Source organism: Flavobacterium terrisoli, from assembly GCF_030167905.1.
In the GTDB taxonomy this organism is placed as follows: domain Bacteria; phylum Bacteroidota; class Bacteroidia; order Flavobacteriales; family Flavobacteriaceae; genus Flavobacterium; species Flavobacterium terrisoli.
Genome location: NZ_JARGNA010000007.1, coordinates 249950 through 264734, shown reverse-complemented (window position 1 = coordinate 264734; position 14785 = coordinate 249950). Strand labels below are relative to the sequence as shown.

Here is a 14785-nt window from a genome sequence, read left to right as displayed (position 1 = left end):
ATATTGGAATAAAGAATGATATAACTGAAGTATATTTTATACTTTAGTAGTGCAATTCTGTTTCTAACCAAAAACCAAAACCATGTTTTACCCACACGTGATAGAAGATATATGCTTCGATCAAGATCATATTGACTTCGTTTGGAATGAAATGCAGGCCAATATCCGAATCTATTTTAAAAAATTCATAGATACTGAAGCTGGCCATACTGCGCCTGACAGCGAACTTGAAAAGCTAGCAGAAAAATTTGGAGCAACCCATAAGCCTAAAAGTAAACCGAAAGATTCAAAGAAAATCCTGGAAAGGCTTTTGCAGGAAGCTGTAGCTGCCTTTGAAAGTGACCGACAGAAATACAGTGATGTTTTGAATCTTGATGCACTTGACGAATATAGTTCAGATGTGAGTTCATTTAAAAACACCATCCTGCGCAACCAAATACCGATAATAACTAAAACACTCAATAATACAACTGCCAAAGAGTTGGATAAATTTAGATCGGCATTTGGAATGTCGCAGCCCGGAGAACTTTTTAATGTTACTTCAAACATCACCAACCTTGCCAATGAATTGCACACCGATTGGTACAGTACTAAAATTTTCGAAAGTATTGACCATTACGATAGACTAGGCTACCATGCCTTTGACAGCGAAGACTACACTGTATATGGCGCTATTGGTGGCGGAATTAAAAGCCATTTTATTTACAAGCTTTTTCCTGAAATGTTTCCCAACAGAAGTCGTGAAGCGGTTTGGGCACTTTATTACCTAACCGACAAGAAAAATTTTAACTGTAAGGAGGATTCTGAGTTTTTGATGATTAACGCTGATGAAGGAACGACACAGCAAAATTACTTTTATCCTTATGGATTGTTTGCTTTTTATGCACTCCGCATCTTTAATCTTATCAAAAAATTATACGCTGAACATGGCGTTACTATACCTGAAGAATATCGATTTGTACCCGTTGATCAATTTTTATCTTTTGTTTCCAGGTCGCATCAAACGGAAATAGATTACCTGAAACAAAAATCTAAAATTTCGCACCAGTATGAGCACTAAAGCAACAGCTGCATTTGAGGAGTATTTTCCATCAATGGCCGAAAAATTTGAATTGAAACCGCTTCAGGAGAAAGTTATCAATAACATCGTTAACGGCACCTCGACATTAACAATTATGCCAACCGGCGGTGGTAAATCACTAATTTACTGGGTAGCTGCCAAAGCCCTGGAAGGAACCTGCATGGTTATATCGCCATTGATTGCCCTGATAGATGAGCAAGCGGAAAAACTTAGAAACGAAGGCTGCGAGGTATTGGTAATACATGGCGGGATTAAAGCCGCGCAACAAGTGAAGACACTAACGAAATTTGCCAACGGTGATTATGTTCCGGATTTTATTTTTGCAAGTCCGGAAAGAATGGCAACCGATGGGTTATTTGAATACTGCATCACTAAGCAAAGAGCTAGAATTAAACTATTTGTAATTGATGAAGTGCATTGCATCAGTCAATGGGGATTTGATTTCAGACCTTTTTATAAACACATCCCGCAATTTTTAGACAACGTATTTGAGTCCAATTGGCCAATTATACTTGGATTAACCGCAACCATTAACCCAAAGGAGCTTTCGGATATTACTGGTGACTTTAAAATAGCGAACAATGCAATTGTAAAAGATGATGTCCTGTTGCGCCTTGACATTGATCTAAAGGTTGAAAAGATATCAGATGAAGAAGATAAGCGCGAACGATTGTGGCAACTACTTGATGAACACCGGGACGATAAAGTACTTGTTTACCTGTACAGAAAATATAGAAGAGGCGGCGTTGAAGAATTATGCGATACTGCAAATGCTATAGGCTACAATGCCATTTCTTTTCACGGTGATTTAACCAGTGCCAAAAGGCAGGAAATAATCAGTGATTTTAAAACAGGAAGCAAGAACATTGTATTTGCTACCAACGCTTTTGGAATGGGTATTGATTTACCGGATATTAGGGTGGTTATCCATTATATGCTACCCGAGTCAATTGAACAATATTATCAAGAAATTGGTAGGGCCGGGCGTGATAAGAAAGGCGCTACTGCTTACATTTTATATTCTAACAAAAACATTAAAGTCAGAAAAGAACAATTTATTGACAAAGCTTTCCCGAAAGGAAATACCATAGTGGAACTTTATAAAACGGCTACAAATAATGAAAGTGGTAAAAAAACGCTTCAATACTTTTCTGAGGAAGAACTGCAGTCTGCCCTTCCATATTTTATAAACTGTGGAGCGATTACCATTGCCGGAAAAGGATTTACCAGCTTAAAGGTATTCAAATCAAACACTAATCCAGAATTACAGGAAGTTTTAAATATTTCGAAGACCGGTTTGGTGGGCCATATCCTTAAGAAAACTCATTATTCCAATTTATCATGTATTGAGTTTTTTAATATCACATACAGCGCAATTGTTACTAGAAGTGCACAACTCTCAAAGAACCTGGATAAATGCCTCATTCTGGATGCCGCAGTGAGCGAGCTCACACCCGAACAACTAGCACTGATAGAGATCGAAACAGAAGAAAAGAGAATCTATAAACATAACTTGCTTGATTATCTCGTGTACTTGTTGGAGAATTTTGAAAGTTCTGTGGCACTGCACCAGGAAATAGGAAGATACCTAGGGGTAAAAAAGCACTTACTGGATAAAATCCATCAAACCGAAAATGATATTTGGGTACGTTCAAAATCTGAACTTGTAATTGCCAATATACTTTACCGTTCAGGAATGGATTTTACTTATGAAGAAAAGTTGTATTATAATGACCGGCAATGGAAAGAACCGGATTTTACTATTAGACATAATGGACAGACATGGTACTGGGAACATTTGGGATTATTAGGAGATGAAAAATATAACGAAGACTGGCAAAACAAAAAGCAGATTTATAAAGATATGGGTATCATGGAACAAGTAGTGACTACCAAGGAAAGTTCAATCTTAAGTTTGCAGGCAAACAGCATTATCCAAAAAATTATTGAGAGTAAACACGACTAATTTTGTTGTTTCGACAATGTAGAAAGACAAGCAAAGTTTTGTAGTATAAAAAATAAGGTTATATTATTGCATCAAATTATAATTTATGAGTCTACTGACTAAATATGAAGCTGAAGATATTATTCAAAAATTGACAAATGGTGAGCCATTACCAAGTGACTACAAGTATAAACTTTTTCCCATACAACATAAAGAATACGAGTTGATTTACGGGGGTAAAATGCGACGCGAGGATATCTTAGCGAATGAAGATGGGGTGTTTCCTTTACCAATTCAAATAGAAAAAGTATATAGTGACTCCAGAACGGAATGGCCTGGCGGCTGGAGAAATATTATTGCATTTGGTGATAATTTGCAGTTTCTAAAAACATTAAACGAAAATATCGATCCTTTAATTAAGAATAAGGTTAAAGGAAAAGTAAAACTTATCTATATCGATCCACCATTTGCAACTGAAGGAGATTTTAAAAGTAACCAAGGTCAAAAGGCCTATACTGACAAAACAAAAGGTGCTGATTTTATAGAATTTCTTCGTAGGAGATTGATAGTTGCAAAAGAACTTCTTGCTTCTGATGGATGCTTATGTGTTCATTTGGATTTCCGTTATAAGCACCATATCAAAATTGTTTTGGATGAAATATTTGGGGAAAATAATTTTAAGAATGAGATAATCGCTAATCGAACCAAGAAAAATGTAAAAGAGCGAATTAAGGTCAAGAAATTAAATGAAGAATTTGACACAATTCTCATGTATTCAAAGTCCGACGATTTTAAAATCCTTCCCCCCACAAGATTGGATTTCAAGGCAGACCGTTGGCATGGTTTTGACGCTTCCGGTTATAGAAATGGAATGGATTATGACCTTTTTGGTCATGTACCTACCAAAAATAACCATTGGCGGTGGACATTCGATAAAACTCAAGAAGCTATTGAAAATTATTCAAAATGGTTAAATGAATTTAGTGATAAGGAAGATTTGGGAGAATACTATCGTCGAAATTTAGAATTAGGTAAAGAATTACAGTTTGTAAGGGCTAAGCCTACTTCTGGGAAGCCGGAGTATTTTATACCAGCCTCAGAAAGTAGTCTATGTAATAATATGTGGAATGATTTGACCGTATCTAGTTTCGAAAACAATTATCCGACGGAGAAAAATGAAAAATTGTTAAAGAGAATAATTGAAGCTATTACTGATGAAGGTGATTTAGTGCTCGATTTTTTTGGTGGTTCAGGAACTACTGCAGCATCCGCCGAAAAATTAAATAGAAAGTGGATAACATGTGACATTGGAAAATTAGCTTTTTACACTATACAGCGTAGATTATTAACAATTCAGAACAGTAAGTCACTTCAGTTACCTAATAAATTACATGAAAAGCCTGCTAAAAGTTTTATTTCTGTAAATACTGGCCAATATGATTTGGCAAAAGTCTTCGAATTACAGCAACGTGAATATTGTGAATTTGTTATGAAGCTTTTCGAAGTTAATGCAAAGAAGAAAACTATAAATGGAATTCAAGTTGACGGAGAAAGAAAGGACGGTTATAATGTAATTATATGGCCTTTTTGGAAGTTTAGGGATAGTATAGTTGATGAAGATTATTTAAATGAGTTGTACAGTCATTTAGGAACAAAGGCAGGTAAACGAATTTATCTCGTTGCACCTGCAAATTTCATTGGTTTTTTAAGCGACTACCATGTTGTTAGTGATGTTAGGTTTTATTTTTTAAAGGTACCTTACCAAGTTATCAAAGAATTACATAAAGTAGAGTTTAAAAAGTTTAGACAACCACAAAGCAAAAACAATATTAATGATTTAGATAATGCTGTAGGATTCCATTTTATCAGACAACCAGAAGTAAAGTCAGATATTTTAGTTGAAGAAAATGAGCTTAGTATCACTATCAATAGTTTTCACTCAAACTTTAGTGAAGAAGATACAAATACTGAGATGGATAATTTTGAAAGTCTTTCTATGGTTTTAATTGATAATAATTTTAATGGATCAGAATTTATTATGAAACAATACTTTTTTGTCCATGATTTATTGCCAAAAAAGAAGAAAAAGAAAGATGAAACTGAAACAACTGAAAATATCAGGGGACAACTAAAAGAGTTAAATCAAATTGTTTTACCAAAAATCCCTAAAGTATCGTGTGGAAATTATATTATGATTGTTTACGTTGATATCTATGGAAATGAATTTAAAGAAGTTTTTAAAACGGAAGTATGATTCAAGAAATCAAAACATATAATACAGCAGATTTAGTCTTAAAGGTTTCTCATGATTATGATCCAACAATTCTTAAGCTGAATAATTGGTCTAAATTTCTCGATAATCTATGTGGTGATAGAGAATATCAAAAACTTGCAATTAAAAATGCTGTTATTTATTTGGCATCGAAAAGATACAATTCAATTAATGACCTAGTCATCGACAATTGGAAAAATCCAAAAATGCATGAATTAAAAACTCGATATAATTCCATAGAAGAATATTCTTCAAATTTACAATTACCACATAAACTATCTGCTTCAATTGACTTAGCTACCGGAACTGGAAAAAGTTATGTGATGTATGGTGTAGCCCAAATAATGCTTGGTCTAGGACTTGTGGAAAGAGTGCTGGTATTATGCCCATCGTTAACAATTGAGTCTGGACTTATAAAGAAATTTGAAACATTAGCATCAGATGCCACCCTTTTAGAAGCTCTGCCAGAAGAAAGCATATTTCGTAATCCATCAATCAAAGCAGGTGATGTCACAATTCAAAATGGAGATATTTGCATTGAAAATATTCATGCAATTTATGATAAGACAGGGTCTTCAATTAAAGATAGTTTTTTATTTACTGGAAATAACACATTAGTTTTAAATGACGAAAGCCATCACATATACAATGCAACTGAAACTAAGGATAACCAAAACCTAAAGCGATGGAAAGAGTTTTTGCTAAAGCCTGAATATAACTTTCACTACATAATTGGTTTTACCGGAACTGCTTATATAAAGGACAATTATTTCAATGATGTCATTTATAGATATTCCCTCAGAGAAGCGGTAAATGATAAAATGGTAAAAATGGTTGATTATGTAAGTAAAAATGATGATGCGGAAATTGATATCAAATTTCAAGAGATATACGATAATCATATTGCTAATAAGTCCACTTATAGAAAGGTCAAACCTCTTACTATTTTAATCGCAAAAGATATTCTTAATGCAAAACGACTAGCTACAGATTTTAAAGAGTATTTAGAGGATAAACATGATATGTCACCAGAAGAGTGTGAGGAAAAAGTACTTCTAGTTACTTCTGCAAAGGAACATAAACTTAATGTTAGAAAGCTGGACTATGTGGATGATAAAGAAAATGCAATAGAATGGATAGTTTCAGTATCAATGTTGACTGAAGGCTGGGATGTCAAAAACGTATTTCAAATAGTACCATGGGAGGATCGTGCTTTTAATTCAAAATTGCTTATATCACAAGTATTAGGTAGAGGACTTAGAATTCCACCAGAGTATCAATCACCTCAGCCAAAAGTCAGAGTTTATAATCATGATTCCTGGAGTAAAAATATAAGAGGATTAGTTGACGAAATTTTGGAGATTGAAATGCGTTTAACTTCTTCGCCTTGCTCACTAGGAGAACGTTCAAAATTTCATTTTAATGTTTATCAAATCAATTATGAGAAAGAGGCTATTCAGAAAGAATCAAATAAAACTCATCAAGAATTTGATTATACGAAAGGATATATAGAGCTTCAATCACAGATTGAAGAGACAGAAAAGGAAACTGAATATACTAATTTGTCAGGAGAAGTGAGGTCTAAGAACACCTTGATTACTTATAATACATATACAGTAGATTGGATTGTGAATAAAATACATGATGAACTTAAAATAAGAGAATGGGAGGGCGTAATTTTAAAGCTGCCAGCGGGAAGTTATTCTAAAGAAAACTTACCTCCAAAATCTGTCTTAAATGAGGTCATAAGAAATTCAATGACTAAAGTTGGGATATTAGGGGATCGATTGATCGAAAAAAACATGTTAAAGATTCTTAGTAGTTTCAACACATTACTTAGGAAGTCAGGCAAAACAACTGTTTATGAAAGAAAAGTAAAAGTACCTTTTCAAATAAATACGAGTAATATTTCGAGAGAAACGATTGCTGTTGGTAATCTTCGCCATAATTCAACAGTATTTCATTCTAATGATTTTATGAATGATTTAAAAAGTGATGCAGCTGATATTCTAAATGCCGTTATAGAAGATGAAACCTTTCCAAAGAGTTCTTCAAAAAGCATAAGCTCTTATTTATTTAAAACTCCTTTGGATGTAGTATTTACCAAAGCTGAACCGGAAAGGAGATTTGTAGAAAAACTATGTAAACTTGAAAATTCCGAAAAAATAGAAGCCTGGTTGAAATCTAAAGATTCGGGTTTTTACTCAATAGAGTATTCAATGACTAGTGTGGCAGGAAAGCACTCTAAGAATTTACATTTTAATCCAGATTTCCTTATAAAGCTTCCTACCGACGACGATGGAATTACCAACTATGTTATTGTAGAAATAAAAGCTGATTCTGATCTAAGTCTCGAAAATAAAGCTAAATTGAAATATGGAAGATTACATTTTGAGACCTTAAATAAGGAATTGAAAACTTTGAATATAAAGGAGAAATACCATTTTCATTTTATTAGCCCAAATTCATACGATGTATTCTTTGATTATCTTAGGGATAACAGACTTGTTACAGCATTTACCAGTGACCTTGAATTAAAGTTAGATGCGGGAGATTATGCGGATATCTAAGTTTGGATTGTATAACCTCGTTTTGAAATATCCTCCAAAACTTGAGAAACATCCAAAGCATCTTTTAATTTGATGACTTTATAAGTACTTTTTACTGGAACAAGTGCATCCATTGGAGTTAAAGCATCATTGTAACCAATATCTAGCATCATCTTCCAAGTAGACCCACCAATTAAATAGAATTTAATTAAAGGAGCGTTTAACAATTTGTCCTTGTCAACATCGAAAAGTACACACAGGTAAAAGTCCTTTTGAACTTCACCAGGTTTAATTGTATTTGAATAAGGTCCTAAGTTCTTGAAATTATAGGTATTGTTGCAAAGCGCAAATTGGACACCGTTTCTCACATAAGAAGAACGTATTTCGAGTTTCTCGCCATTTGTTAGCCTTAAATCAATTTGTGCGGCGATATCAGTTAAGTTCGTATAGCTTGCAATATTGCCAAATTTGGAATTAATATATTGAAGCCAAGCTTCTTCAGATAAAACTCCCATAATGGCATCATTTGCCTTTCTACCTGCATGACGACTTAAACTTGAATCATTAGCTGCGCCAGAATTAACCAAATTTGCTAATTCGTTTGCTTTCTTTAAAAGTACCTGAAACTCCTCGGATTTAGTTTCGATTTCGCACTCCACAATTTTATAAGTCCTTGAAATATTGCGGCCATCTGCAGGTTGCTGACAATTTATTGTAATGTTGGATAGTTTCATTGGTTTATGTTTTTAAGAGGTTGGTTATTAAGTGTTATTAAATATTAATTTTGCTTTGGCCTAGAAATACCTTCTGATATTATTTGCAAACCGTCGTAATAGAACAAATGCCCCACAACATTATTTGCATCTAAGCAATAAGAAATAGTAAGACCAAAAAGATAGCTATAGTTATCGTCACTTATAAATCCCTTTACTTTTAGAATATCATCTTCTGTAATCTGGTCTTTCTTTGCTTCGACAACCAAATAATGCTGGATTGGAACTTCAGTGTTCATTCTCGAGTGAAGGATTATATCGGGCCTTGCTACAACTATTTGTTGCCCAATATTCAACTGCTTTGGGTTTTCATAAAATCTATTGTATTCGATATCAGCGAATAAAAATGGCAACGTACCAGAAGCATTCATTTCTAAATAATAAGCAAGCCTATGGTTAATAGTTACCTCATGCAATTTTCTGTTTAAAATGGCAACATTTTCATCCAAATGCACATCGATTTGCTCATTATGATTAAAAATTGAACTGTCACGTTTAATTAGCTCATCAATGCTTTTTGTTAATATAAGTTTTATAAACTCTAATTCCTGATCTGTTGGTTTCCTCATTTTTTATAATTATTAAGACAATAACTATTTTTCAAAATATTTACTATTTTGAATTTTTAAGTAGGTACCTGAGGCATTTAGAATGACTAGATTATCATGGGTTGATAATCATTTTGTGTGGTATTTGGTTATAGGTCAATCAACTTAAAAAAGTCTGCAAGTTTTAAATTTCTTGCATCACAAATCTTTTGCAGAGTTTCTACGGGAATTCGGTATGTTTTACTTCCCTTAATTTTCCTAATTGTACTTTCCTCTACATTATGAGCATTAGCAAAAGCAGTTTGTGACTTCCCTTCTTTTATCCAAGGATTCAACCAAACTTTAGTGATATAACTACATATTTTGCTATTTGCGTCTGTCATAATAACAAAGAAAAAGTTTACATTATAAATAATCACGGTCGAACGACCGTATTTAAATTATTTTGTTATATTTGCTATCGATTACATAAATTTGCGATACTTCTAATAAAATATTTGAAGCATTCGCTTTGAATCTCGTTTTCAAAAACTGGTAATTTTTAAACGCGCGAGATGATAAGTAAGATGCTCACGTCCTATGGCGTGGGCTCACTTATTCGTGCGTCAGGTATACCAGTACCTTGAAAGCGTTTAAGCTGAGTTCCGCGCCTTTTTATTTGTGCTACTCTCCACTTGATTCATCATTATTTATACAACTACTTGTACAGCCTGCGTGTGAGGTTTTAGTTGAGTTTTTTAAGTTGGGTTAGTTGCTATGCCCGGCGCAGGCTTTTTTCTAGATTCCCGCCTTCGCGGGAATGACAAGAATAGAACATAGACCCTTCGATCCTTCGACTCCGCTTAGGACAGGCTCGCTCAGGGTGACAAATTATTAATTAACACATTTAAGCCTATGGTATAACAAACTAAACCAAACTTCAAACACAAAAAAAAAGGCCCTCTAACTCTTCTTGGCGGTTGAACAGAGGACCTAAAGCAAACAAAACTAATGTTTCATTTAACCAAACCAATATTATGAATAAAAATTCATTATTCAAGGTGAAGGACGTGATTTGGTATTCATTTGCCGACGAGCGTATGTGCGCTCCGCGTTATAGTCGGCGAATGCCGGAGAAGACCACTTCATTTCTTCATAACTTAATTTTTCAGGCATTTTTAATATGGATGTATCTTTTTTGCCTAGCCTGTTTTGCCCATAAATCTAGTTTTGGCGACGCCCAGTTCGTCCCGAAGTATCGGGACTCGGGTCAGTCTCAGTTTTCAGTCTCAGAAAGCAGTGAACTAAAATCAAACCTACTATTACAACAAATTTCAGGAAAAGTAACTGATTCAAACGGCATACTTGTTGGCGTGACAGTTACTCTAAAAGGAAAGTCCATCAGTACTATAACTGATGAAAAAGGGCAATATAGTATCGCTGCCGTCGAAGGCGATGTACTTGTCTTTAGTTACATCGGCTATGCAGCAGTAGCAGTCACAGTTGACAGTCGCAGTGTGATTGATGTTACTATGACTGAAGATGCTACAACCTTGAAAGAAGTAACGGTGAATGCCGGTTACTATACCGTAAAAGACAAGGAACGTACCGGAAGTATTTCGAAAATTACATCTAAAGACATTGAAAAACAACCAGTAACCAATGTGTTAGCCGCTATGCAAGGACGCATGGCCGGAGTTAATATAACGCAAGCGACCGGTGTGCCGGGTGGTGGATTTGCCATACAGATACGAGGACTGAACAGTTTGCGAAATACAGGCAATGACCCGTTGTATATTATTGACGGTGTACCGTACTCTTCTGAATCGATAGGATCGTTTTCGACATCGAGTCTTTTAGGAGGTCTGACAAGTCCGTTAAATAGTATTAATCCCGATAACATAGAGAGTGTTGAGGTATTGAAAGATGCCGATGCCACGGCTATTTATGGTTCGCGAGGTTCTAACGGTGTGGTATTAATCACTACCAAAAAAGGGAAAACCGGTAAAACGAAATTTACCGCTAATTACTCTAAAGGTGCCGGACGGGTAACGCGGTTTATGGATTTGATGAATACGGAACAATATCTCGCTATGCGCAGGGAAGCGTATGCGAATGACGGGATTACTACTTACCCAGCAAATGCGTATGACCTTAATGGTGCCTGGGATCAAAACCGATACACTGACTGGCAAAAGGAACTGACCGGTGGAACGGCTGAATATACTAACGTGAACGCAACCGTAACCGGAGGTAACAACAGTACACAGTTTTTAATGAGTGGGAATTTTGCCAAACAAACGACGGTATTTCCGGGAGACTTTAGGTATAAAAAAGGCAATATCCATTTGACCGCGAACCACGAATCTGAAAACAAAAAGTTCCAGATTTCATTTTCGGGTGGGTATACTGTACAGGACAATAATCAGCCGTATCTTGACCTTACGAGAGACTCAAGGTTACTGGCACCGAATGCACCGGCTTTGTATGATGCCAATGGAAATCTTAATTGGCAGAATAATACTTTTAATAATCCGCTCAGACACTTAAACGGAAAGTACAGTGCGCTGACTTATGATTTGCTTGCCAACTCTGTAATATCATATAACGTGTTACCGAATTTAGAGTTAAAGTCTGCTTTTGGGTTTACAGATTTGCGACATGAAGAAAGCAGTACGGCACCTTCGACCATTTATAACCCTGCGCTGGGCATAGGTACTGATAATTCGATTTTATTTCTCAATAATTCAGGTCGTCAATCATGGATTGTAGAACCACAGGCCAATTGGAGCAAAACCTACGGAAAGGCAACTGTTTCATTGCTTGCCGGTGGTACTTTTCAAAATAAGACAGGAAACCAAATTGTACATCAGGCATTGGGATTCCCGAGTAACAGTCTTATCTATAACCTAGCGGCTGCCAGTAATGTTACCATAACTCAAAATGATGAATCGGTTTATAAGTATCAGGCCTTTTTTGGCCGAGCCAATTTAAACTGGGATGATAAATACATCATTAACCTTACCGGACGACGTGATGGTTCGAGCCGTTTTGGACCAGGCAAGCAATTTGCTACGTTTGGAGCTGTTGGAGCTGCGTGGTTGTTTACAAACGAAAAAGTACTTAAGGATAACAAAATTATAAGTTTCGGGAAACTACGTGCGAGTTATGGTACGACCGGGAATGACCAGATTGGTGACTATCAATTTCTTGATACCTATACCACGACCGGCGTAGCTTATGATGGCATTGTTGGACTTGAACCAAGTCGTTTGTTTAATCCTGCTTTTGGATGGGAGACTAACAAGAAACTTGAAGTTGCCTTGGAAACCGGATTTCTTAAAGACCGGATATTTTTAACTGCTGGGTGGTACTCTAACCGTTCTTCAAATCAGCTGGTGGGGATTCCGCTTCCGGGAACGACAGGATTTACTTCGGTACAAGCCAACCTGAATGCTACTGTGGAAAACAGAGGGTTGGAATTCACCTTGCGTACTGTTAATTTTCAGAATAAGGACTTTACATGGTCAACGAACTTCAATATCTCATCTTCCAAGAATGAACTTGTATCGTTTCCCGGATTGGAAGCGTCAACATACCGCAATCAATTTGTGATTGGCCAATCTATCAATATTGTGAAAGTGTTTCATTTTACCGGTGTGGATCCTACAACAGGTATTTATCAGTTTGAGGATGTAAATGGTGATGGCTACATAAGTGAGCCGGAAGATAAACAAACAGTGAAAGATTTGAATCCGAAATTCTTTGGCGGGCTACAGAACCAATTGAAGTATAAGCAGTTTCAGCTTGACTTTCTTTTTCAGTTTGTAAAGCAGGAAAACTACAATGCCAATAAAACTTTTAATATGGCAGGTACGCGAAGCAATCAATTGGCCTCGACAGTTGATCACTGGCAAAATGCGGGTGATGTGTCACCATACCAAATGTATTCGGCAACAAACTTTACAGCAGATGAAGCCCACTATAACTACACAGAAAGCGATGCCAGCATAAGTGATGCCTCATACATACGGCTCAAAAACATTGCTTTGAGTTATGACATTCCTGAGAAGTGGCTGAACAAGGTGCGATGCCGAATCTCTATTACCGGACAAAACCTTTTGACGTTTACGAAATTTAACGGTGCCGATCCGGAATTTCAAATGTATGACCGCCTGCCGCCACTTAAAGTAATCACGGCAGGAATGCAACTATCCTTTTAATCTTTAATCATCAAATTATGAAAAATATTATTGAATATATAGCCGCTAAACTTTTGTTACCGGTTTGCTTGGTTTTCCTGCTTTTTGGCTGTGATAATTTTGTGGACGTGGAACTGCCGAATTCACAGCTTACTGCGCCAGCCGTTTTTGAGGATATGGCTACTGCGAATGCAGCCATGACGAGCATTTACTCAAAAATGCGCGATACCGGTTTACTTAGTGGTTCTCCGGCAGGGTTGTCGCATCAATTGGGAAATTACAGTGATGAGCTTGACTATTACAGCTATCCGCAAAGCAGCACTGATTATTTTTATATGAACGCTTTGACACCATCCTTGACCGACATGAAAAGTTTATGGACAGATACCTTTAACCAAATATATGCTGCCAATGCCGTGATTTATGGTGCTGAAAATTCAACTCTTCTTTCTATAGAGAACCGCAATCAGTTAAAAGGCGAAGCTTTGTTTGTTAGGGCACTTTTACATTTTTATCTGGTTAACCTTTATGGTGATGTGCCGTATATCACCACCACTGATTACACATTAAACAGCACCGTTTCGCGGATGCCGGTTTCAGCGGTTTATGATGCTGTTAAAACAGATTTATTGACTGCACTTGACTTGTTACCGGAAAGTTACTTTAGTGCCAATCGTGTTCGTCCAAATAAATATGCGGTACGTGCTTTGTTGGCAAGGGTTAATCTTTATTTAGGTAATTGGGATGAAGCTTCGAACGATGCTTCGGCAGTTATCAATGCCATTGATTTGTATGGTATAGAAACCAATATAGATTCGGTTTTTTTGAAAGGAAGTCCATCAACGATATGGCAGTTTAGTCCGGCGTTGCCTGATAATAATACGCAAGAGGGAAGCACTTTTCTTTTTACTTCGGGACCTCCGCCACTTTCTGCGCTAACAAACAATTTAGTTAATAGTTTTTCGGCAGGCGACTTGCGAAAAACTCATTGGATAGGTACTATTACCGATGGCACTACTACTTGGTATTATCCTAATAAATACAAAAATATGTTGACGGAAGGTGGCTCGATGGAGCACTCGATTGTACTACGGTTGGAAGAGCAGTATTTGATACGTGCTGAGGCAAGAGCTCACCAAGGCAACTTAACCGGTGCTAAGGATGATTTAGACATTGTTAGGAATCGTGCCGGGCTCACAGGGACAACTGCAATAACATCAACTGATATTATTGCGGCTGTATTGGAAGAGCGACGATTTGAATTGTTTACTGAATTTGGACATCGATTTTTTGACCTAAAACGAACCAATAATCTTAATACAGTTTTGGGTAGTGTAAAACCTGGTTGGAATGATACTGATAAGTTGCTGCCATTACCAGTTTCCGAACTTATATTAAACCCAAATCTCAATCCTCAAAATCCCGGATATTAAGCG

The 14785-nt window shown here is 36.2% G+C and carries 9 protein-coding genes; 6 read left to right on the top strand and 3 right to left on the bottom strand.

From position 1 onward, the window contains the following. Nucleotides 1-82: 82 nt before the first annotated feature. The 4 genes from P1K33_RS11700 (at nt 83) to P1K33_RS11685 (ending at nt 7868) form a co-directional block, all read left to right on the top strand. Nucleotides 83-1060 carry a hypothetical protein gene (locus tag P1K33_RS11700; RefSeq protein WP_284653162.1) on the top strand — a complete coding sequence of 326 codons (978 nt, stop codon included), beginning with the start codon at nt 83-85 and terminating at the stop codon, nt 1058-1060. Next, nucleotides 1050-3047 carry a RecQ family ATP-dependent DNA helicase gene (locus tag P1K33_RS11695; RefSeq protein ID WP_284653160.1) on the top strand — a complete coding sequence of 666 codons (1998 nt, stop codon included), beginning with the start codon at nt 1050-1052 and terminating at the stop codon, nt 3045-3047. Before P1K33_RS11700 ends, P1K33_RS11695 begins: the two co-directional genes overlap by 11 nt. 85 nt (nt 3048-3132) lie before the next feature. Beyond that, the gene (locus P1K33_RS11690) at nt 3133-5280 is read left to right on the top strand and encodes a DNA methyltransferase (RefSeq protein ID WP_284653159.1); all 2148 of its coding nucleotides are present in this window, start codon (nt 3133-3135) and stop codon (nt 5278-5280) included. Beyond that, the gene (locus P1K33_RS11685) at nt 5277-7868 is read left to right on the top strand and encodes a DEAD/DEAH box helicase family protein (protein WP_284653158.1); all 2592 of its coding nucleotides are present in this window, start codon (nt 5277-5279) and stop codon (nt 7866-7868) included. Before P1K33_RS11690 ends, P1K33_RS11685 begins: the two co-directional genes overlap by 4 nt. Here P1K33_RS11685 and P1K33_RS11680 read toward each other — a convergent pair. The 3 genes from P1K33_RS11680 to P1K33_RS11670 all read right to left on the bottom strand — a co-directional run bounded on the left by P1K33_RS11680 (nt 7865) and on the right by P1K33_RS11670 (nt 9551). Further along, nucleotides 7865-8581 (bottom strand): hypothetical protein, encoded by a 717-nt coding sequence (locus P1K33_RS11680; RefSeq protein ID WP_284653157.1) that lies wholly within the window; start codon nt 8579-8581, stop codon nt 7865-7867. The genes P1K33_RS11685 and P1K33_RS11680 overlap by 4 nt on opposite strands. A gap of 44 nt (nt 8582-8625) precedes the next feature. After that, entirely contained in the window at nt 8626-9189 is a 564-nt protein-coding gene (locus P1K33_RS11675; protein WP_284653156.1) for a hypothetical protein, read from the bottom strand. Nucleotides 9190-9317: 128 nt separating this feature from the next. Then, the gene (locus tag P1K33_RS11670; protein ID WP_284653155.1) at nt 9318-9551 is read right to left on the bottom strand and encodes a helix-turn-helix domain-containing protein; all 234 of its coding nucleotides are present in this window, start codon (nt 9549-9551) and stop codon (nt 9318-9320) included. A gap of 633 nt (nt 9552-10184) precedes the next feature. Here P1K33_RS11670 and P1K33_RS11665 point away from each other — a divergent pair. Both P1K33_RS11665 and P1K33_RS11660 read left to right on the top strand, forming a co-directional pair. Further along, complete coding sequence (locus tag P1K33_RS11665) at nt 10185-13370, top strand: SusC/RagA family TonB-linked outer membrane protein (RefSeq protein WP_284653154.1); 3186 nt, start codon at nt 10185-10187, stop codon at nt 13368-13370. Nucleotides 13371-13387: 17 nt separating this feature from the next. Further along, complete coding sequence (locus P1K33_RS11660; protein WP_284653153.1) at nt 13388-14782, top strand: RagB/SusD family nutrient uptake outer membrane protein; 1395 nt, start codon at nt 13388-13390, stop codon at nt 14780-14782. Nucleotides 14783-14785 lie beyond the last annotated feature (3 nt).

Coding starts and splice junctions, on each gene's coding strand:
- P1K33_RS11695 (WP_284653160.1), top strand. CDS start 1,050: ATGAGCACTAAAGCAACAGCTGCATTTGAGGAGTATTTTCCATCAATG.
- P1K33_RS11685 (WP_284653158.1), top strand. CDS start 5,277: ATGATTCAAGAAATCAAAACATATAATACAGCAGATTTAGTCTTAAAG.
- P1K33_RS11670 (WP_284653155.1), bottom strand. CDS start 9,551: ATGACAGACGCAAATAGCAAAATATGTAGTTATATCACTAAAGTTTGG.
- P1K33_RS11660 (WP_284653153.1), top strand. CDS start 13,388: ATGAAAAATATTATTGAATATATAGCCGCTAAACTTTTGTTACCGGTT.
- P1K33_RS11665 (WP_284653154.1), top strand. CDS start 10,185: ATGAATAAAAATTCATTATTCAAGGTGAAGGACGTGATTTGGTATTCA.
- P1K33_RS11700 (WP_284653162.1), top strand. CDS start 83: ATGTTTTACCCACACGTGATAGAAGATATATGCTTCGATCAAGATCAT.
- P1K33_RS11675 (WP_284653156.1), bottom strand. CDS start 9,189: ATGAGGAAACCAACAGATCAGGAATTAGAGTTTATAAAACTTATATTA.
- P1K33_RS11680 (WP_284653157.1), bottom strand. CDS start 8,581: ATGAAACTATCCAACATTACAATAAATTGTCAGCAACCTGCAGATGGC.
- P1K33_RS11690 (WP_284653159.1), top strand. CDS start 3,133: ATGAGTCTACTGACTAAATATGAAGCTGAAGATATTATTCAAAAATTG.